We start from the raw sequence: 18,718 nt of genomic DNA, 5'->3' as shown, positions 1-18,718 counted from the left end.
CGGCGCTCGCAGCCGCGTTTCCCGCGGACAAAAAAATGCCCCGGTGCCGTTCAGCGCCGGGGCATTTTTCGTTGCAGCGCGAAAAACGGCTCAGTTACCGCTGCCGCGCGCGACGCGGCGCTGCTTGACCGCTTCGGCGAGCCCTTCGAGCACGCCCACGCTTTCGTCCCAGCCGATGCAGGCATCGGTGATGCTCTGGCCGTAGGTCAGCTCGCAGCCTTCCTTGAGATCCTGGCGGCCCGCCACGAGGTGCGACTCCACCATCACGCCGACGATGCGCTCGTCGCCGGCCGCGACCTGGCGGCCGATGTCGGCGCACACGGGAATCTGGTTCTCGTGCTTCTTCGAGCTGTTCGCGTGGCTCGCGTCGATCATCAGGCGCGCCGCGAGGCCCGCCTTGCCGATGTCGCTGCACGCCACGTCCACGCTTTGCGCGTCGTAGTTCGGCGTCTTGCCGCCGCGCAGGATCACGTGGCAGTCCTCGTTGCCGGCTGTCGAGACGATGGCCGAATGGCCGCCCTTCGTCACCGAGAGGAAATGGTGCGGCTGCGAGGCGGCCTTGATCGCGTCCACGGCGATCTTGACGTTACCGTCGGTGCCGTTCTTGAAGCCGACCGGGCACGAGAGACCCGAGGCCAGTTCGCGGTGCACCTGCGACTCGGTCGTGCGCGCGCCGATCGCGCCCCACGAAACGAGGTCGGCGATGTACTGCGGGCTGATCATGTCGAGGTACTCGGTGCCCGCCGGCAGGCCGAGCTCGTTGATCGAGACGAGCAACTCGCGCGCGGTGCGCAGGCCGTCATTGATCTTGAAGCTGTTGTCCATGTACGGATCGTTGATGAGGCCCTTCCAGCCCACCGTCGTGCGCGGCTTTTCGAAGTACACGCGCATCACGATCTCGAGCTCGTTCTTGAAGCGCGTGCGCTGCTCCACGAGCTTGTTCGCGTATTCGAGCGCGGCCTTGGTGTCGTGAATCGAGCACGGCCCGATGATCACGATCAGGCGGTCGTCCATGCCGTGCAGGATGCGGTGCAGGGCGCGGCGCGACTCGAAGATCAGCGTGGAGGCGGCTTCCGAGCACGGGAATTCGCGGATCAGGTGAGCGGGCGGCGTGAGTTCCTTGAGTTCGCGGATGCGGACATCGTCGGTGTTGTGCGGGGGCATGGTCGTTTTCTCCTGATCCGGTGTGTAGCGTGCGTCGTGCTCGATGACGAAACTGTGGGGCGAAAAAAAACCGCCAGGCTTTGCTGGCGGTTTTTCGTGTATTCGGGTTCCTGCGCGTACTGTCAACCCTCTCGATCCGCCAGCGGTCTGAGATACCAAAAAAAGTAAAAATAAAACTTCGTGGCGAACATGGCGGATTCGGACTCGAAAACGTTCGTTACGTCGAAAAGGGTGAATGCCTTTATAACCCGAGCTTCTCGTGGCTGACAAGCTGGGTCGTGAAAAAATGCGGATTATCCGCGCGCTACCAGCGCTAGCTGCAGAAAATCCGCGCTACGATGCGGTTTTTCCGCATCGCCGCGCATGAATCCTGCAGTTCTGGACGCTTAGACCGTGCCGCCCACCGTCATGCGATCGATGCGCAGCGTCGGCTGGCCCACGCCCACCGGCACGCTCTGGCCCTCCTTGCCGCACACGCCCACGCCTGAGTCGAGGCGCATGTCGTTGCCGATCATGCTCACGTACTTGAGCGATTCCGGGCCGCTGCCGATCAGCGTCGCGCCCTTCACGGGGTAGGTGACTTTGCCGTTCTCGATCATGTAGGCCTCGGAGGCCGAGAACACGAACTTGCCGTTGGTGATGTCGACCTGGCCGCCGCCGAAGTTCACGGCGTAGAGCCCGTTTTTGACCGAGGCGATGATCTCCTGCGGATCCTTGTCGCCGTTGAGCATGTAGGTGTTGGTCATGCGCGGCATCGGCAGCGCGGCGTACGACTCGCGGCGCGCGTTGCCGGTCACGGGCATCTTCATGAGGCGCGCGTTGAGCGAGTCCTGAATGTAGCCCTTGAGGATGCCGTCCTCGATCAGCGTCGTGCACTGCGTGGGGTTGCCTTCGTCGTCGATGTTCAGCGACCCGCGGCGGTTGGGCAGCGTGCCGTCGTCGACCACGGTGACGCCCTTGGCCGCCACCCGCTCGCCGATGCGTCCCGCGAACGCGGACGATCCCTTGCGGTTGAAGTCGCCCTCGAGCCCGTGGCCGATGGCTTCGTGCAGCAGCACGCCGGGCCAGCCCGGGCCGAGCACCACCGACATCGCGCCAGCCGGGGCCGGACGCGCTTCCAGATTGACCAGCGCCGCGTGCACGGCATCGTCGACGTACTTCGAGAGCACCTCGTCGGTGAAATACGCGTAGTCGAAGCGACCGCCGCCGCCGCCGCTGCCGATCTCGCGGCGACCGTTCTGCTCGGCGATCACTGTGACAGAGACGCGCACCAGCGGGCGAATGTCGGCGGCGAGCGCGCCGTCGCTGCGCGCGACCAGCACCACGTCGTATTCGCCCGCGAGCGCGGCCATCACCTGGCTGATGCGCGGGTCGCGCCCGCGCGCCATCTGCTCGATGCGCTCGAGCAGCTTCACTTTCTCGGTGGCGTCGAGCGAGTTGAGCGGATCGGCGGGCAGGTAGAGGTCGCGGCCCGCGATGCCCTTGAGCGAGGTGGCCGCCTGGATCTTCTGCTTGCCGCCGCCGGCCTGCGCGATCGAGCGCGTGGCGATGGCGGCCTGGCGGATCGCCTCGGGCGAGAGGTCGTCGGAGTAGGCGAAGGCGGTGCGCTCGCCGGACACGGCGCGCACGCCCACGCCCTGGTCGATGCTGAAGCTGCCCGACTTGACGATGCCTTCTTCCAGACTCCAGGCCTCGCTGCGCGTGGTCTGGAAGTAGAGGTCGGCGTAGTCGACGCGGTGCGTGAAAATCTCGCCGAGCGTGCGCGTGAGCACTGCCTCGTCGAGGCCGTAGGGCGTAAGGAGCAGGTCCTTCGCGGTCGCCAGATTGCGGATGCCGGGTTCGATGATGTTCATGCGCTCAGTTAGCAATCTCAGTTAGCGGTGTCTGTCGGAATAGGTTCGGGTGAAACGCCTTGAATTCAAGCGCCTCGTTTACGGTTCGTGGATGGCGTCTCAGGGGTTGCCCAGCACGCGATGCCGCCAGGCCGGCAGGCTTGCGCGCACGGCGGCCATGCGTTCCAGGTCGATGTCGCCGATCACCACGCCGGGGTTTTCGTCGCGCACGTCGAGGATCTCGCCCCACGGGTCGATCAGCATGCTATGGCCCCATGTGCGGCGGCCGTTCTCGTGCTGGCCGCCTTGCGCCGCCGCGAGCACGTAGCACTGGTTCTCGACCGCGCGGGCGCGCAGCAGCGTCTCCCAGTGCGCGCGGCCCGTGGTGTACGTGAACGCCGACGGCACCACCATCAGCGCGCAGTCGCCCATGCGCCGGTAAAGCTCGGGAAAGCGCAGATCGTAGCAGACCGACAGGCCGACGCGGCCGAACGGCGCGTCGAAGGTGCGCACCTCGGCGCCGGGGCGGATCGTGCGCGCTTCGTCGAACGATTCGGCGCCTTTTTCGAAGCTGAAGAGGTGAATCTTGTCGTAGCGTGCGCGCTCCGCGCCGCTCGGATCGAACACGAGCGTGGTGTTCAGCACGCGGTTTTCTTCGGGCGCTTTCAGCGGCAGCGTGCCGCCGATGATCCAGACGCCGTGGCGCTTCGCGGCAGCGGCGAGAAAGCGCTGGATCGGGCCGTCTTCGTAAGCTTCGCGGATGGCGAGCTTGTCGGTGTCCTTGTGGCCCATGAAGCAGAAGTATTCCGGCAGCAGCACGAGGCGCGCGCCCTGACTGGCGGCCTCTCCGATCAGGCCCTCGGCGTCGGCCAGGTTGCGCTCGCGATCGGGCGTGCTGACCATCTGCAACGCGGCGACGCGAAACCGCGTGCTGCCAGAGTCACTGAGACTACTGGGGACGGGCGTTGCGGGAGAGGGGGGATGGCTCATCGACGGCTCTTGAGAAGAGAGACGGGGGGGGCCGGTTGCGGTACACGGCACGAAGGCGCGCGGCAAGCCGCTGCGCCGCTCAATGCGCCGCCGCCGGAACCGGCGTATTCATCTTACCCTGATCGTCCGGCAGTCGCTCGACATGCGGTTTGGACCACGAACCCGTGATCGCATAGGTTCGCGCGAATGCCACTTCGACGGTATGCAGGAGCACGATATCGGCGATCAGCGCGCCAAGCCCGAAGAACGGGTTGATGATCGTCGCGGCGATCACGCCCGCGCCGGCGCTCACCGTGGGCACGACGTGCACACGCAGATCCTGGGTCTTGTGGGCGAGGTCGATGGTGCCGGCCATCTGCGCGCGGCCCGGCGCAGTCACGAGCTTGAAGTCGTCGGTGCGGCCGACGCCGTTCTGGATCTGTCCGGTGCCCGTCACGCTCGTGAACGGCAGGCCCGGCCCGAACAGGTCGTGGAAATCCATCTCGGGAAAGTGCGCGAAGCTTTGCAGGCTCAGCACCCCGAGCAGCGACGCCACCCCCTGATTGATCTTGAGAATCTGGCCGTGGTGCAGGTCGAGCGCGAGGCTGCCTTCAAGCGTCGGATAGTCGAGCGCCGTCGGGCCGCCGCGCCACGCGAGCTTGCCGCTCAACGTGCCTTGCCCGTCCCTGACCACATGCGCGACGCCCGCGCGTTCGAGCAGCGAGCCCGCGTTCTTGATGTCGAGGTGGAAGTCGAGCGCGGTGCGGCGCGGTGTTTCGCTCGCGCCGCCCGCGGTGTCGGCGGGGGGTGCTTCGTCGCCCACGGCTCGCCAGTTCTCGGTCGCGGTGAAGTGCGCGTCAGGGTTGGTGATGTCGAGGTTGTCGAGCTGCCAGACCGGCACGCCGTTGTCGACGTAATTGTGGGCGCTCATCTGCAGGCGGCCGAAGTCGTGGTCGCGCACGATGAGCTGGTTCACGACGAGGTCGATCGACGGCATGTTCTGGGCGCGCTGCGACATGGCCTGGCCGAGCAGATCGTTCTCGGTCGCGGCGGGCACGACGAGGCGGGCGAGCTGCGCTTCGAGCGTGCCGGGCGAGCCCGCCACGGGGCCCGGCTTCCACGCGACGTGGCCCGAGACCTGATTCGACGCGACGTTGGCCTGCCATTGCTTGCCGGTGCGCGTGGCGCCCACGATCACGTTTTCCCAGTGACGCTTGAGCAGCGTGAGCATGCCGACGTGGACCGCGAAGCGCGAGGGCAGATAGGATGCGAACGCGCCGCCGGGGACGGGCGCGGTGGTTGGGCTTTCGGCGCTTGCTGTCGATGCGGCTTGGGGCGCGCTTGCTGTGCTCGTTGCGCTTGCGGTGTTCCCGGCGCTCGCCGTTGTCTGCGATGCGGGTTGTGGCGGGCGGGCGTTTGCCGCCGCCTGCGATGCGGGCGGCGCCGCTGCAGCCGCGGCTTCGCTTGCTGCCGCGCTGCCGCGCAGCTCCTGCGCCACCCCGCGCCATGCGTCGGCGTTGAAGGTGGGCACGTCGACCACCGCGACCACGCCTTCGCTGGGCAGATCGGCGGGCCGGTTCATGGCGATCACGCCGCGCACCACGCCTGGCACGTGGCCCGGATTGCGGCGCAGCACGTAGCGCGCCGCGAGCGGCCCGAGCGTGAGATCGGCATGCTCGTACAGCGGGACGTCGGCGGCGGCCGTCGTCTCCGTGTCGCTGCCGTCGCCGGCGCCGGGCTGCAGCTCGAAGCGCAGCGGCATGGGCGCGCCCGCGGTCTTGCCGAATGGCGCGGGCAAGTCGATCGCGAGATCGGTCAGATCCGAGTGCGCCTTCACGTCGGGCAGATGGCCGCGCTCGCCCGCCACCGAGAGCGACCACGGCGCCGAGCCCGAAAAGCGGCCAAGCACCGCCGCCGCCGTGCCGTGCAGGTTCAGCCCGCGCGCCGCGTCGACGGCCACGTTGCCGGCCACGTTCACGTGATAGCGGCCGTCATCGCTCAGGCCGCCGTTCGCGCGCACCTCGCCGCCAAGGAAGCGTCCCGTGAGCCGCTCCACCTGCGCGCTGCGGTTCGTGAAGTGCACTTTGCCGGTGAGGCTGGACAGCGGCGGCACGTTATTGGCCGTGAGCGTGTCGTTCTCCAAGCCGATGGCGCCAGCCACCTTCACCGTGGGCATCGGCTTGCGCGGGATCGTGAGCTTGAGCGCGAGCGTGGCCGGCCCCTGCGCCTGCACCTTCTCGGTCGCGTGTTTCGACATCGCGCCGATCGAGCTGTTGTCCGCATAATCGAGCAGGTCCGCGAGCGGCCCGCGCCCCGCGCCCTCGATCACGATGTCGGAGCCCTTGATGCCGAGTTCGTCGATGCGCCCGGTCACGTCGCGCAGCACGAAGTTGCGGTAATGACCGCGCGCGACGTCGAAGCGCAGCTTGTTCTCGTGAAGCTGGAACACGCCGTCGATGCCGTCGAACGCGGGCCAGACGTTCGGCGCGCCGTTGCGCAGCGTGCGCGGCGGAAACGGCGTCGGCTCGAAGCGCCCGTTCTGGAACGGCGCGACGATGCGGAACTGGCCCGCCTCCGGGTCGCGCGAGTAGGGGAATTTGGCGAGATCTCCATGGATCTCGATGGTCCCGCCTTTCGAGACCCCCGCCTGCAGCCCGTGGCCCAGATAGACGCGGGTCTTCTCAGGGATGCTGGTGGGCAGATAGCGCGCGATGGCCTTGACCTGCGCCGTATCGAATTTGGCGACGAGGTCGAGCGCGCCGCGTCCGTGGCCGGGGTTCGTGTAGTGCGCGGTCATGGTCGCGCGCGCGTCGGCGTTCTGCACGCCCAGCTCGCTCACGTTGACCGCGAACGCCTTGAGCTTGTCGCCGGGCTGGCGCTGCGCGGCGATCGTCCAGGTCATCGCGCCCCACAGGCGGTCGAACTTCAGGCGCGGATCGTCGAATACGCCCGGCAGCGTGAGCGTGCTCGCGGCCGTGTCGAGGTGTAGCGAGCCGCGCGATTCGTCGGCGTCGATTTTCCCCCAGAGGTTCTCGATGCCGGGCAGGCCCGCGCGCGGATGGCCGCGCGGCGTGAGGCCGGGCCCCGGCTCCTGGGCTGCCACGCTGATGCCTTGCAGGTCGCCCTTGAAGCGATAGTGGACGATGGGCTCGACGCTCTTGTCGCGCTGCTCGGCGGCCGCTTCGCCGCCCTCGGGGCTTGCGCGCTCCAGCGCGAGATCGTAATTGGCGATCACGCCTTGCGGATTGAAGCGCACGAGCGCGTTCTGCACGCGCCCCGGCAATGGCAGCGCGCGCATGAATTCGGCGAGGATGCCCAGATCGATGCGGTCGCCATTGACCGAAAGGAGCTGGCCGTGCTGCAGCGACTGCTGGCGCATATGTCCGTCCAGCGTCGTGAACGCGAGCGAGCGCGTGAGCGGCGTGCCGTCGTCGAGCGGCGGTTGCCCGAGCTCGGCATGGAAATCGCGCATTTGCAGGGTGTAGTCGCCGGGCTCGGCCGCGATGCGCCAACTGAATTGCGCGACCGGCAGGTCGAGGCGCGGCTGGGTCGCCTTCACGCGCAGCGCGATGTCGTTGCCGCTCAGCACGCCGTCGGCGGACTTGATGCGGCCCGCCTCGAAGTGCGCCCAGATTGCATTGTTGATGCGCCCGGCATAGGTCGTGAGCGGCAAGGCGATGTAGCGTGCCAGCGTGGGCAGGTCCACAGGGCCGGTCGAGACGTAGGCGTCGCCGCTCCAGTCGAGCGGCTTGCCCGCCTGCGCGTTGCGCGCGTGCCGGAAGTGCGCGCGGAAGTCGAGCGGCCCGTGCAGCACCGTGCCCTCGGCGGGCGCTTGCAGCGCGACGCGGTGGTCGTAGCCGTCGTTGAGGATGGCGAGGCGAATGTCCGAGAGCTTGAGCTCGGGCGCGTCGCGCGTGGCGTCGTGCCAGCGCAGCGTGCCGCCGCGCAGCACGATGGCCTGCTGGCGCATGAGCCAGGTCGTAAAGGTGGCGTTGCCCGTATGCGCCGTGGGCACCGGCACGCCGGCGACCGTGAGCATGCCGTCGTCCTCGCGCGCGATCAGCACGTCGGGGCGCTCGACCACGACGCTGGAGAGCAACAGCTCGAAGCTCACGAGCGAGCGCCACGAGACCGCGGCGGTTGCGTGCGGGACGTTCAGCGCGAGGTTGCCGTGGCGGTCGCGGATCGTCAGGCCCGCGACGTCGATGCCGGGCTGGAAGCCCGACCAGTGAGGCGAGAGCTTGCCGATGCGAAACTCGGCGTGGATCTTGTCGGAGACCAGCTTTTCGATGCGCGGACGAAAATCGTCCACGTAAGGCAGCACGACATAGCGCAGGCCGAGCAGCAGCACCGCGACGATGAAATAAAGGACGAGTGCGATGCCGGCCAGCACGCGGAACGTGTGGCGCAGGACAGGGTGATGGTGCTGTGAGCCCACGCCTGCATTTTCCCGGCTGGCATGTCCGGTTTGATGCTGGCCCGCGGGGTCGTTACGCTCGGACATGCTGCGGCGGGTGGGGTATGGTAGCGTTGCGTTCTGACGTCGAAATGTATCACAGGGGGCCATGGAGCCGGCCATCCGGGGAAGCCGGGATGGCCTGTCGCGCGCTGGTGCACGGGGTTTTTGGCACGGCGGCGGGGGCGGCTGACGCAATGCCGGTGTTGACCCATCCTCCACCCAACCCCCGCTCCACGAGCCGGGCAAAGATCCACCATGACTGACATTTCCCTTCTGAGTTCCCAATATTCGCGTTATGCGGCGCGTGCCTATGCGGCCCGCGCTGGCCTGGCCGATCAGGTTCAGGCGCTTGCGGCTGCGCCGCTCACGCGCGCGACGCTGTCCGCGCGGCTCGATGCGTTGTGCGACGAGGCGCGCGGCGGCCCGGCCAATGCGGCCAATGTGGATAATGCCATCCCCGTCGCCGCTGCGCCGCTCACCGACGAGCAGTTGAAGAAGGCGCTGCGCCAGTTGCGCGCCGAGGTCATCGGCGCGGTGATGGAGCGCGACCTCGCCGGCGCGGCCGATGTCGTCGAGGTCACCGGCGCCATGACCGATCTCGCCGAACTGACGATCCAGCGCGCGCTGGCGGTCGTGAGCGCGGACCTCGAGGCGGTCTTCGGCGAGCCGCGCGGGCCGAACGGCGAGCGCCTGACGCTGGGCGTGGTGGGCATGGGCAAGCTCGGCGGGCGCGAGCTCAATGTGTCGTCGGACATCGACCTGATCTTCGTCTACGAGGACGACGGCGAAACCACGGGCGGCCAGCGCTCGCCCATCGCCACCCAGGACTTCTTCGCGCGCGTGGGCAAGCGCCTCATCGGCGCGCTCTCCGACGTGACGGCGGACGGCTTCGTGTTTCGCGTCGACATGCGGCTGCGCCCCAACGGCGACTCGGGTCCGCTCGTATGCAGCCTCGGCATGCTCGAGGAGTACTTCTACGTGCAGGGCCGCGAGTGGGAGCGCTATGCGTGGATCAAGGGGCGGCTCGTCTCCGAGACGTCGAGCGAAAGCGCGCTGCGGCTCGCCTCGCAGCTCGAAGGGCTCGTGAAGCCGTTCGTCTACCGGCGCTATCTGGACTTCGGCGTGATCAGCGCGATCCGCTCGCTGCACATGCAGATCCGCCATGAAGCGCAGCGCCGCGCCTCCATGCGCCCCGACAAGGCCGACGACATCAAGCTCGGGCGCGGCGGCATCCGCGAGATCGAGTTCAGCGCGCAGGTGTTCCAGTTGATTCGCGGCGGCCAGGACGCGGGCTTTCGGGTGCGCCCGACGCTCGCGGTGCTCGGCTACGCGGCGGCGCGCGGGCTGATCGCGCCCGAGGTTTGCAGCGAGCTCACGAGCGCCTATAACTTCCTGCGCGAGCTCGAACACCGGCTGCAATACCGCGATGACGCGCAGACCCATGCGATGCCCGTCGATCCCGAAGAGCGCGTGGCCCTCGCGAAGTCGATGGGCTTTGACGACTACGCCGCGCTGATGACGGTGCTCGACGCGCATCGCGAGAAGGTCGAGCGCCAGTTCGACCAGATTTTCTCCGACAAAGTGAGCGGCGACAGCGGCTGCGGCGCGCCCGGGGACGGCGCGGCCGCCTGGGTCTGGAGCGACGCGCTAACCGAAGAGGGCGCCGACGGCACGCTGCTCGAACGTCTCGCGGAACTCGGCATCGACGATCCCGCGCCGCTGCTCGCGCGCCTGCGCGGGCTGTGGCAGTCGTCGCGCTATACGGGGCTGCCCGAGAAGAGCCGCGAGCGCTTCGACAGCGTCGCGCAGCGCGCGCTCGAAGCGGCGCGCACGCTGGAACCGCGCGAGCGGCGCGGCGACACGCTCGCGCGCATGTTCGATCTGCTCGAAGCCGTGATCCGGCGCGGCGCGTATCTCGCACTGCTCACCGAATATCCGGATGCGCTCAATCGCGTGCTCAAGGTGCTGGGCGCGTCGCGCTGGGCGGCGGGCTATCTGGTCCGCCATCCGCAACTGCTCGACGAGTTGCTCGACGACGAAGCGGTCGCCACGCCGTTCGACTGGCCGGCGTTTTCGCGTCTGCTGCGCGCGCGCCTGGCGGCCGCTGCCGACGTCGAGCAGCAGATGGACCTGCTGCGCCACGCGCACCAGGCCGAGGTGTTCCGCATCCTGCTCAACGACCTCGCGGGCCGGCTGTCGGTCGAGCACGTGAGCGACCGGCTCTCCGAGCTCGCGGACGCGGTGCTCGACGTGACCATCGAAACCGTGTGGAAGCAGTTCGCGAAGCGCCACCGCGAGGTGCCGCGCTTCGCCGCGATCGCCTACGGCAAGCTCGGCGGCAAGGAACTGGGCTACGCGTCGGATCTCGATCTCATCTTCCTCTACGACGACGAGGACGAGCGCGCCTCGGAGATCTACGCGACGTTCGCGCGGCGGCTCATCACCTGGCTCACGACCTCCACGGGCGCGGGCACGCTGTTCGACGTCGATCTGCGCCTGCGGCCCAACGGCGAATCGGGGCTGCTGGTCACCGATCTCGGCTCGTTCCGGCGCTACCAGTTGCGCGAGGGCGACGCCGCAAATACCGCGTGGGTGTGGGAGCACCAGGCGCTCACGCGCGCGCGTTTTTCGGCGGGCGACGCGGACATCGGCAATGCTTTCGAGGCGATTCGCGTGCAGGTGCTCACGACACCGCGCGATGCGGCGCTGCTCGCCCGGGAGATCGTCGAAATGCGCCAGCGCGTGGAAGACGGCCACCCGAACCGCACCGAGCTATTCGATCTGAAGCACGACCGCGGCGGCATGGTCGATATCGAATTCCTCGTGCAGTACTGGGTGCTGCTGCACGCGGCGCAGGACCCCGAGCTGATCCGCAACACGGGCAATATCGCGCTCCTGCGCGAGGTCTCGCGCTTCGGGCTGATGAGCGAGGAGGAGGCCGACACGATCGGCTCGGCTTACCGGCTCTATCGCAAGCTCCAGCACCAGTTAAGGCTCGACGGCATGGAGGCGGCGCGCGTCGATCCCGCGCGGGTCGAGCGCGAGCGCCAAGCCGTGCTGGCGCTCTGGAAACGGGTGTTTGGGGAGCAGGGCTAAGGAGCGGCGAGCGACGCGGCTTGCTGTTTGCGCACGCCGCGTCGCCGTCGATTTCCAGTTTTCGGAAGCGGCTTCTAGATGTTTAGGTATGCAATGTAATTGCATCGGATTTGCCATTGAAATATCTCCATCGGTTTCGCTCCTATATTTAACATTTATCCGTCGGATTTGACGGTGTCCGCCGAGTGACTTGTCGGGCGCCGTCTGACTTGTATCAATCCATCTGGATGAAACACCCGGCTGGCCACTCGCAAAGGCCTGCGCATCGTTTAAGGTGCTGACGCCACTGGCATATCAACGCCTCATATCGATCGTTGCCTGCGCATCCAAATCGAAAAACGCACAGCAAGTGCGTCGCGACTGGCCCGCGCTTCGCGGTGCCGGCGCCGGTTTCCCCGCGTCGCAGGCCAAACCGGAACACGTCATGTCAAACACTCACGAACCGCGTCGCCGCTTCTTGCGGCAGATGCTGGCCGTCGTGCCTGCTGCTTCGGTCGCCACCGGCGGCGCGCTGTCGCTCACGGCTTGCAGCGATGCTGCGGCGCCGTCCGCCGCGACGGCCGCGGCGGACGACGGCGCCGGCCATGCATCGCATCCCGAATACTTCACCGCCGACGAGTGGCGCTTTCTCCAGGCCGCCGTCGATCGCCTGATTCCCGAAGACGCCTCGGGTCCCGGCGCGCTCAAGGCCGGCGTGCCCGAGTACATCGACAACCAGATGGATACGCCATACGGGCACGGCAAGATCTGGTACATGCATGGCCCGTTCCATCCGGACCAGCCGCCGGAACTCGGCTTCCAGTTGAATCTCGCGCCACGCGAGATTTATCGTCACGGCATCAAAGCCTGCGACGAGCACTGCCGCCGGCACTATGGCGGCAAGCCATTCGCGCAACTCGCAGCGGCCGATCAGGACGCCGTGCTCGGCCAGATGGAGCATGGAAAGATCGAATTCGAAGCGGTTCCTTCAGCCACCTTCTTTGCATTTTTGTTAAGTAATACGAAGGAAGGCTTCTTTGCCGATCCGATCTATGGCGGCAACAAGGGCATGGTGGGCTGGAAGACGATTGGCTTTCCGGGCACGCGCGCAGATTACGCGGACTGGATCGATCAGCCTGGGGCGAAGTACCCATACGGGCCGGTGTCGATCGACGGAAGACGGGGGTGAAGCGAAATGAGCATCAAGAAGAAGCATGTCGATTGCGTGATCGTGGGGCTTGGCTGGACCGGTGCGATTCTCGCCCAGGAACTGACCGATGCGGGTCTCGACGTCGTCGCGCTGGAGCGCGGCGACATGCGTGATACGCCCACCGACGCCGCCTACCCCAAGGTCATCGACGAACTCAAGTACGCCGTGCGCGGCAAGCTGTTCCAGGATCTCTCGAAGGAAACGGTGACGATACGGCACGGCGTGAACGATCTCGCCGTGCCGTATCGCCAGCACGGCTCGTTCTACCTCGGCAATGGCGTGGGCGGCGCGGGCTTTCACTGGAACGGCATGCACTATCGCGTGTTGCCGGAAGAGTTGCAGTTGCGCACGCGCTATGAGGAGCGCTACGGCAAGCGGTTCATGCCCGAAGGCATGCAGGTGCAGGACTTCGGCGTGACCTACGACGAACTCGAGCCGCACTTCGATTACGCGGAGAAGGTGTTCGGGACGTCCGGCCGGGCCGGCAACCTGAACGGGACGATCCAGGCGGGCGGCAACCCGCTCGAGGGACGCCGCACGAGCGAATATCCCACGCCCGCGCTCAAGAACGGCTATGGCGCGACGCTGTTCGAGCAGGCCGCGCGCGAAGCGGGGTTTCATCCCTATCCGGCGCCCGCCGCCAACTGCTCGCAACCGTATACGAATCCGTACGGCGTGCGTCTCGGACCGTGCAACTTCTGCGGTTTCTGCGAGGATTTCGGCTGCTATATGTACTCGAAAGCCTCGCCGCAGACCACTATCCTGCCGGTGCTGCTGAAAAAGCCCAACTTCGAACTGCGAACCAATGCGTATGTGACGAAGGTGCTGCTCGATGCGGACAAGACGCGGGCAACCGGTGTGACCTACATCGACGCCCAGGGCCGCGAGGTCGAGCAGGGCGCCGACCTCGTGATCCTCTCGGCGTTCCAGATGCACAACGTGCGTCTTCTGTTGCTGTCCGGCATCGGCAAGCCATACGACCCGAAGACCGGCGAGGGCGTCGTGGGCCGCAATTACGCGTACCAGATGAACGGCGCGGTGAACGTGCTGCTGCCCAAGGGCACGCAGCTTAACCCGTTCATTGGCACGGGCGCGGGCGGCGTCGCCCTGGACGACCTGAACGGCGACCAGTTCGATCACGGTCCGCTTGGCTTCGTCGGCGGCGCGAACATCCGTCACGCGCGCTCCGGCGGGCGTCCGATCCAGCAGGCGGCGACCGTACCCGGCACGCCCGCCTGGGGCGCGAAATGGAAGGAGGGCGTGGCCGATGCGTATCAGCGTTTCATGTCGATCGGCATTTCGGGCTCGGTCATGCCGTACCGCGACGCTTACCTCGATCTCGATCCGAGCTATCGCGACGCGCACGGCCTGCCGCTCCTGCGCATGACTTTCGACTGGCACGACAACGAGTACGCCATGCTCGGCTACATGGGCAGCCGCATGGAGGAGGTCGCGAAGGCGATGAAGCCCGAGGCGTATTTCAAGGCGGTGCGCGTCAAGGGGCAGCACTACGACACGCGCCTTTATCAATCGACGCACACGACGGGCGGGGCGGTGATGGGGGCGTCGCCGCAAACGAGTGTGGTCAACAAGTATTTGCAGAGCTGGGACGTGCCCAATGTGTTCGTCACGGGCGCATCGGCGTTTCCGCAGAACATGGGCTACAACCCGACCGGCCTTGTGGTGGCGCTCGCCTGGCACGCGGCGAAGGCAATCCGCGAGCAATACCTGAAGCATCCCGCACCGCTGGTGCAGGCTTGAGGAGAAGGCCATGACGATGAAGAAAATGACGATGGCGGCGGTATCGTCCGCGCTGCTGGCCGCCGCTGCGTGGGCCGCGCATGGGCTTGCCCAGGAGCAGCCGCAGCCGGCCAGCGTGCCGGCGAAGGTACAGCAGCCTCTCGCGCTGTCAGCGGGCGCTCAAGCGCAACTGATCGAACAGGGACGCTACCTCGCGACGGCCGCCGACTGCATCGCCTGCCATACGGCCAAAGGCGGCAAGCCGTATGCGGGCGGCGTGGCCATCGCCTCGCCGATCGGCACGATCTACTCGCCCAATATCACGCCCGACAGGACGACGGGCATTGGCGGCTATAGCTTCGCAGCGTTCGACCGCGCCGTGCGTCGCGGCATCGCGAAGGACGGCTCGACGCTGTATCCCGCGATGCCTTACGTCTCCTACGCGAAGATGCCGCCCTCGGACGTCAAGGCGTTGTACGCGTATCTGATGCACGACGTCGCGCCAGTCGAGCAGCAGAACAAGGCTACGGGCATTGCGTGGCCGCTTTCGATGCGCTGGCCGCTGCGCTTCTGGCGCATGGCGTTCGCGCCCGATGTCGTGAACGACAGCGCACCCGGCGCCACCGATGGCATGGTCGCGCGCGGCCGCTATCTGGTGGAAGGCCCCGCGCATTGCGGCACCTGCCACACGCCGCGCGGCTTCGGGCTCCAGGAGAAGGCGCTGACCGACGATTCCCGGCTGTTCCTGTCCGGCGGCGTGGTCGATGGCTATCTGGCGAAGAACCTGCGCGGCGACCGCAAGGACGGTCTTGGCGAATGGGAGCCGGAGCAGATCGTCGCGTTCCTCAGGAGCGGGCGCAATGCCCACGCGGCGGCATTCGGCGGCATGGCGGAAGTCGTCGGGCGCAGCACGCAGAACATGAGCGATGCGGATCTTGCGGCGATTGCGGCCTATCTCAAGACGCTTTCGCCTGCTCATGCGGATGGGTCGGCGCTGGCAGCGGACCCCACCGCCACCCGGAAGCTGCGCGCGGGCGCGGATCGTAGCAATGGTGCGCTGACCTTCGTGGACAACTGCGCGGCTTGCCACCGCACGAGCGGCAGCGGTTACGAGAGCACGTTCCCGACGCTTGCCTTGAGTTCCGTGGTCAACAGCGACGATCCGACCTCGCTGATCCACATTGTGCTCAAGGGCGGCCGGATGCCGTGGACGAAGGCTGCGCCGACACAGTTCGGCATGCCTGGCTTTGCGGAGCGTCTCACCGACCGCGATATCGCCGACGTGCTGACCTTCGTGCGTTCGAGCTGGGGCAATCGTGCGCCGGCGGTGAGCGCCGCCGAGGTCGCGAAGGTGCGCAAGGCGGTGCGCGCGGCGCCGCAGCCGGTGAGGGCGGAAAACAGTTAGGGAAGGAAGCTCACTGGCGTGGCGATTGCCGCCACGCCTGCACTGCAGGAAGCGCGCGCTGTGCGTCAGCGCATTTGCGCTGGCCTTCGGGCGGGCTCAAGCCGCCAGCATCTCCTTCGCGTGCCGGCGCGTGGTGGCGGTGATCTCCAGCCCGCCGAGCATGCGCGCGACTTCCTCCACGCGGCCCGGTCTGTCGAGCGGCGTGACGACCGAGACGGTGCCGCCATTGCCGTCGCCGGACTTCGAGACCTGGAAGTGGTGATCGCCGCGCGCGGCAACCTGGGGCAGGTGCGTGACGCACAGCACCTGGCGCTGGCGGCCGAGCTGATGCAGCAAGCGCCCGACCACCTCGGCGACGCCGCCGCCGATGCCGGTGTCCACTTCGTCGAAGATCAGCGTGGGCGTGGGGCTCGCGGCGCTCGCGATCACGGCGAGTGCGAGGCTGATGCGCGCGAGTTCACCGCCCGAGGCGATCTTCGCGAGCGGGCGCAGCGGCACGCCCGCGTGGCCGGCCACGCGAAATTCGATCTGCTCGAGACCATGCGCGCTGCCGATCGGCTCGCCGTTCGCGCTGCTGCCGAGCGGCACCAGCGCGACCTCGAAGCTGCCGCCCGCCATCGACAATTCCTGCATGCCCTGCGTGACCGCCGCGCCAAGCGCCTTGGCGGCCTTCGCGCGCGCTTTCGAAAGCTGGCGGGCCTCGGTGAGATACGCCTCGTGCGCCTTGTCGGCGGCGGCACGCAGCACGTCGAGGTCGGAGGCGGCGTCGAGCGCCGCAAGCTGGGCGCGGCGCGCCGCGTGTTCCTCGGGCAGCGATTCGGCCTGCAGGCGGAACTTGCGTGCCGCCGAGTGCAGCGCGTCGAGCCGGTGCTCGACCTGCGCGAGCCGTTGCGGATCGAGATCGAGCCGTTGGGCGTAATGGGAGAGGGAGTAGGCCGCTTCCTGCAACTGGATCGCCGCGGGTTCGAGCGCGGCGAGCGCGTCGCCAAGCGCGGGATCGACTTCGGCGAGATCGCGCAGCTTCGAGACGATCGAGTTCAGATGCGAGATCATCGCCTCGTCGGATTCGGAGAGCGCCGCGAGCGCGCCTTGCACGCCTTCGATCAGATTCGCCGAATTCGCGAGCCGTACGTGCTCGGCGTTCACCTCTTCCCACTCGCCGGGCTGCGGCGCGAGTTTGTCGAGTTCGGCGAGTTGCCAGGCAAGGCGCTCGCGCTCGAGCTGGAGTTCCCGGTCGCGCGACATCGCGGTTTGCACGGCGAGGCGCGCGTCGCGGGCGGCGCGCCACGCGCGCGTGACGGCGGTAGCCGTGTCGACCAGGCCCGCGTGCGTGTCGAACAGCTCGCGCTGCGCGTCGGGGCGCATGAGCAACTGATGTGCGTGCTGGCCGTGAATGTCGACGAGGCGCTCGCCCACCTCGCGCAGTTGCGCGAGCGTGGCCGGCGTGCCGTTGATGAACGCGCGCGAGCGCCCGCCGCTGTCGACTACGCGGCGCAGCATTACGGTGTCCTCGCCGTCGGGCGTGGCGAGCGCCTGCTCGTCGAGCCACTGCGCCACGTGCGGCGCGGCGTCGAACTCGGCGGTGATGTCGGCGCGGCTTTCGCCCGTGCGCACCACGCCGGCGTCGGCGCGCGCGCCGAGCGTGAGCGCAAGGGCGTCGATCAGGATCGACTTGCCCGCGCCGGTTTCGCCGGAGAAAACGGAAAAGCCGTTATCGAATTCAAGGTCGAGCGCGGCGACGATCACGAAGTCGCGGATCGAAAGATGGCGGAGCATGGCGGCGTCAGTCTTCCGGGTCGTCTTGCAGCGAGGGGTGTTCGTTCCAGTGCAGCTTCTGGCGCAGCGTCCGGAAATAGCTGTAGCCGACCGGGTGCAGGAAAGGCACGGTATGGCGCGAGCGGCGCACCTCGATTACGTCGTTGAGTTCGAGGGCCGTGAACGACTGCATGTCGAAGTTCACGTTGACGTCGCGTCCCGCAATGATCTGGATGCTGACCTTGCAGTCGTCGGGGAGCACGATCGGGCGGTTCGAGAGCGCGTGCGGCGCAATCGGCACGAGCACGATGCCCTGCAACTGCGGATGCAGCAACGGCCCCTGCGACGAGAGCGAATAGGCGGTCGAGCCAGTGGGCGTGGCGACGATCAGCCCGTCCGAGCGCTGGTTGTACATGAAGCGGCCGTCCACGTGCACGCGCAGTTCCGCCATGCCTGAAACGCCGCTGCGGTTCACCACCACGTCGTTGAACGCAAGGGCGTGGTAGATCGGGTCGCCGCCGCGCGTAATGCGTGATTCGAGCAGCGAGCGCTCCTCGCGCTCGAAGCTGCCCGCGAGCAGTTGCGGCACGACTTCCTGCATGTCGGCGAACGGGATGTCGGTGATGAAGCCCAGACGCCCGTGGTTGATGCCGATGAGCGGCGTGCGGTAGGGCGCGAGCTGGCGGCCGGTGCCGAGCATCGTGCCGTCGCCGCCGAGGACCACGGCTACGTCTGCGCGCGCGCCGATTTCGGCGATCTGCAGCGCAGGATAGCCGGTGGCGCCGATTTCCTGGGCGGTGTGCGCTTCGAACACCACGTCGAAGCCGCGCTGCGAAATCGTGTGGGCGAGCGCCATCAGCGGCTCGCCGATGCCTTGCGTATTGCTGCGCCCGACGAGCGCAACCGTTTTGAACTGGCTCTGGATCTTCTGGATCTGCATGCCGGCATTACACCATAGTCGGGTCTCGAAAAGAACCTGGCAGCCCTTGTCCACGGGGCGTGGGCAGGGGCTGCGCCCCTTTTTTGCAGGCCGGCGTGACGCGGCGATGACAGACCGGCCAAAACAGTGCGCAGGCTGCCACGGTTTCCGGACGGCCGGGCCGCAGGCG

Annotated in this window: 10 protein-coding genes; 4 read left to right on the top strand and 6 right to left on the bottom strand. The window is 67.4% G+C overall.

The features are described 5' to 3' along the window. Nucleotides 1-90: 90 nt before the first annotated feature. From aroG to PWP93_RS10275, 4 genes are all read right to left on the bottom strand, one after another. The gene (gene aroG, locus PWP93_RS10290; protein WP_421042516.1) at nucleotides 91-1,164 is read right to left on the bottom strand and encodes a 3-deoxy-7-phosphoheptulonate synthase AroG; all 1,074 of its coding nucleotides are present in this window, start codon (nucleotides 1,162-1,164) and stop codon (nucleotides 91-93) included. Nucleotides 1,165-1,550: 386 nt separating this feature from the next. Next, nucleotides 1,551-3,017, bottom strand: coding sequence for a metalloprotease TldD (gene tldD / locus PWP93_RS10285; RefSeq protein WP_421044419.1), 1,467 nt, complete (start codon nucleotides 3,015-3,017; stop codon nucleotides 1,551-1,553). Nucleotides 3,018-3,116: 99 nt separating this feature from the next. Beyond that, nucleotides 3,117-3,986, bottom strand: coding sequence for a carbon-nitrogen hydrolase family protein (locus PWP93_RS10280; protein ID WP_421044418.1), 870 nt, complete (start codon nucleotides 3,984-3,986; stop codon nucleotides 3,117-3,119). A 79-nt stretch (nucleotides 3,987-4,065) separates the two neighbouring features. Then, complete coding sequence (locus PWP93_RS10275) at nucleotides 4,066-8,469, bottom strand: YhdP family protein (RefSeq protein WP_421044417.1); 4,404 nt, start codon at nucleotides 8,467-8,469, stop codon at nucleotides 4,066-4,068. 210 nt (nucleotides 8,470-8,679) lie between these two features. Between PWP93_RS10275 and glnE the strand changes: the two genes are divergently transcribed. The 4 genes from glnE to PWP93_RS10255 all read left to right on the top strand — a co-directional run bounded on the left by glnE (nucleotide 8,680) and on the right by PWP93_RS10255 (nucleotide 15,854). Continuing rightward, entirely contained in the window at nucleotides 8,680-11,520 is a 2,841-nt protein-coding gene (gene glnE / locus PWP93_RS10270; RefSeq protein ID WP_421044416.1) for a bifunctional [glutamate--ammonia ligase]-adenylyl-L-tyrosine phosphorylase/[glutamate--ammonia-ligase] adenylyltransferase, read from the top strand. 424 nt (nucleotides 11,521-11,944) lie between these two features. Next, on the top strand, nucleotides 11,945-12,688 hold the full coding sequence (locus PWP93_RS10265; protein WP_421044415.1) for a gluconate 2-dehydrogenase subunit 3 family protein: 744 nt from the start codon (nucleotides 11,945-11,947) through the stop codon (nucleotides 12,686-12,688). Between the two features lie 6 nt (nucleotides 12,689-12,694). After that, on the top strand, nucleotides 12,695-14,470 hold the full coding sequence (locus tag PWP93_RS10260; protein WP_421044414.1) for a GMC family oxidoreductase: 1,776 nt from the start codon (nucleotides 12,695-12,697) through the stop codon (nucleotides 14,468-14,470). Between the two features lie 16 nt (nucleotides 14,471-14,486). Beyond that, entirely contained in the window at nucleotides 14,487-15,854 is a 1,368-nt protein-coding gene (locus tag PWP93_RS10255) for a c-type cytochrome (protein WP_421045062.1), read from the top strand. Between the two features lie 96 nt (nucleotides 15,855-15,950). Here PWP93_RS10255 and recN read toward each other — a convergent pair whose 3' ends face one another. Together recN and PWP93_RS10245 are read right to left on the bottom strand one after the other, a co-directional pair. After that, nucleotides 15,951-17,630, bottom strand: a complete 1,680-nt coding sequence (gene recN, locus PWP93_RS10250) for a DNA repair protein RecN (RefSeq protein ID WP_421044413.1) — start codon at nucleotides 17,628-17,630, stop codon at nucleotides 15,951-15,953. Nucleotides 17,631-17,637: 7 nt separating this feature from the next. Beyond that, on the bottom strand, nucleotides 17,638-18,549 hold the full coding sequence (locus tag PWP93_RS10245) for an NAD kinase (RefSeq protein WP_035526806.1): 912 nt from the start codon (nucleotides 18,547-18,549) through the stop codon (nucleotides 17,638-17,640). Nucleotides 18,550-18,718: the final 169 nt, after the last annotated feature.

This window comes from Paraburkholderia sp. A1RI-2L (assembly GCF_048957375.1).
In the GTDB taxonomy this organism is placed as follows: domain Bacteria; phylum Pseudomonadota; class Gammaproteobacteria; order Burkholderiales; family Burkholderiaceae; genus Paraburkholderia.
Note: the sequence above shows the minus strand (reverse complement) of the source record. Positions and strands in the feature narration are given on the sequence as shown.

Coding starts and splice junctions, on each gene's coding strand:
- PWP93_RS10275 (WP_421044417.1), bottom strand. CDS start 8,469: ATGTCCGAGCGTAACGACCCCGCGGGCCAGCATCAAACCGGACATGCC.
- aroG (WP_421042516.1), bottom strand. CDS start 1,164: ATGCCCCCGCACAACACCGACGATGTCCGCATCCGCGAACTCAAGGAA.
- glnE (WP_421044416.1), top strand. CDS start 8,680: ATGACTGACATTTCCCTTCTGAGTTCCCAATATTCGCGTTATGCGGCG.
- PWP93_RS10260 (WP_421044414.1), top strand. CDS start 12,695: ATGAGCATCAAGAAGAAGCATGTCGATTGCGTGATCGTGGGGCTTGGC.
- PWP93_RS10255 (WP_421045062.1), top strand. CDS start 14,487: ATGAAGAAAATGACGATGGCGGCGGTATCGTCCGCGCTGCTGGCCGCC.
- tldD (WP_421044419.1), bottom strand. CDS start 3,017: ATGAACATCATCGAACCCGGCATCCGCAATCTGGCGACCGCGAAGGAC.
- PWP93_RS10280 (WP_421044418.1), bottom strand. CDS start 3,986: ATGAGCCATCCCCCCTCTCCCGCAACGCCCGTCCCCAGTAGTCTCAGT.
- PWP93_RS10265 (WP_421044415.1), top strand. CDS start 11,945: ATGTCAAACACTCACGAACCGCGTCGCCGCTTCTTGCGGCAGATGCTG.
- PWP93_RS10245 (WP_035526806.1), bottom strand. CDS start 18,549: ATGCAGATCCAGAAGATCCAGAGCCAGTTCAAAACGGTTGCGCTCGTC.
- recN (WP_421044413.1), bottom strand. CDS start 17,630: ATGCTCCGCCATCTTTCGATCCGCGACTTCGTGATCGTCGCCGCGCTC.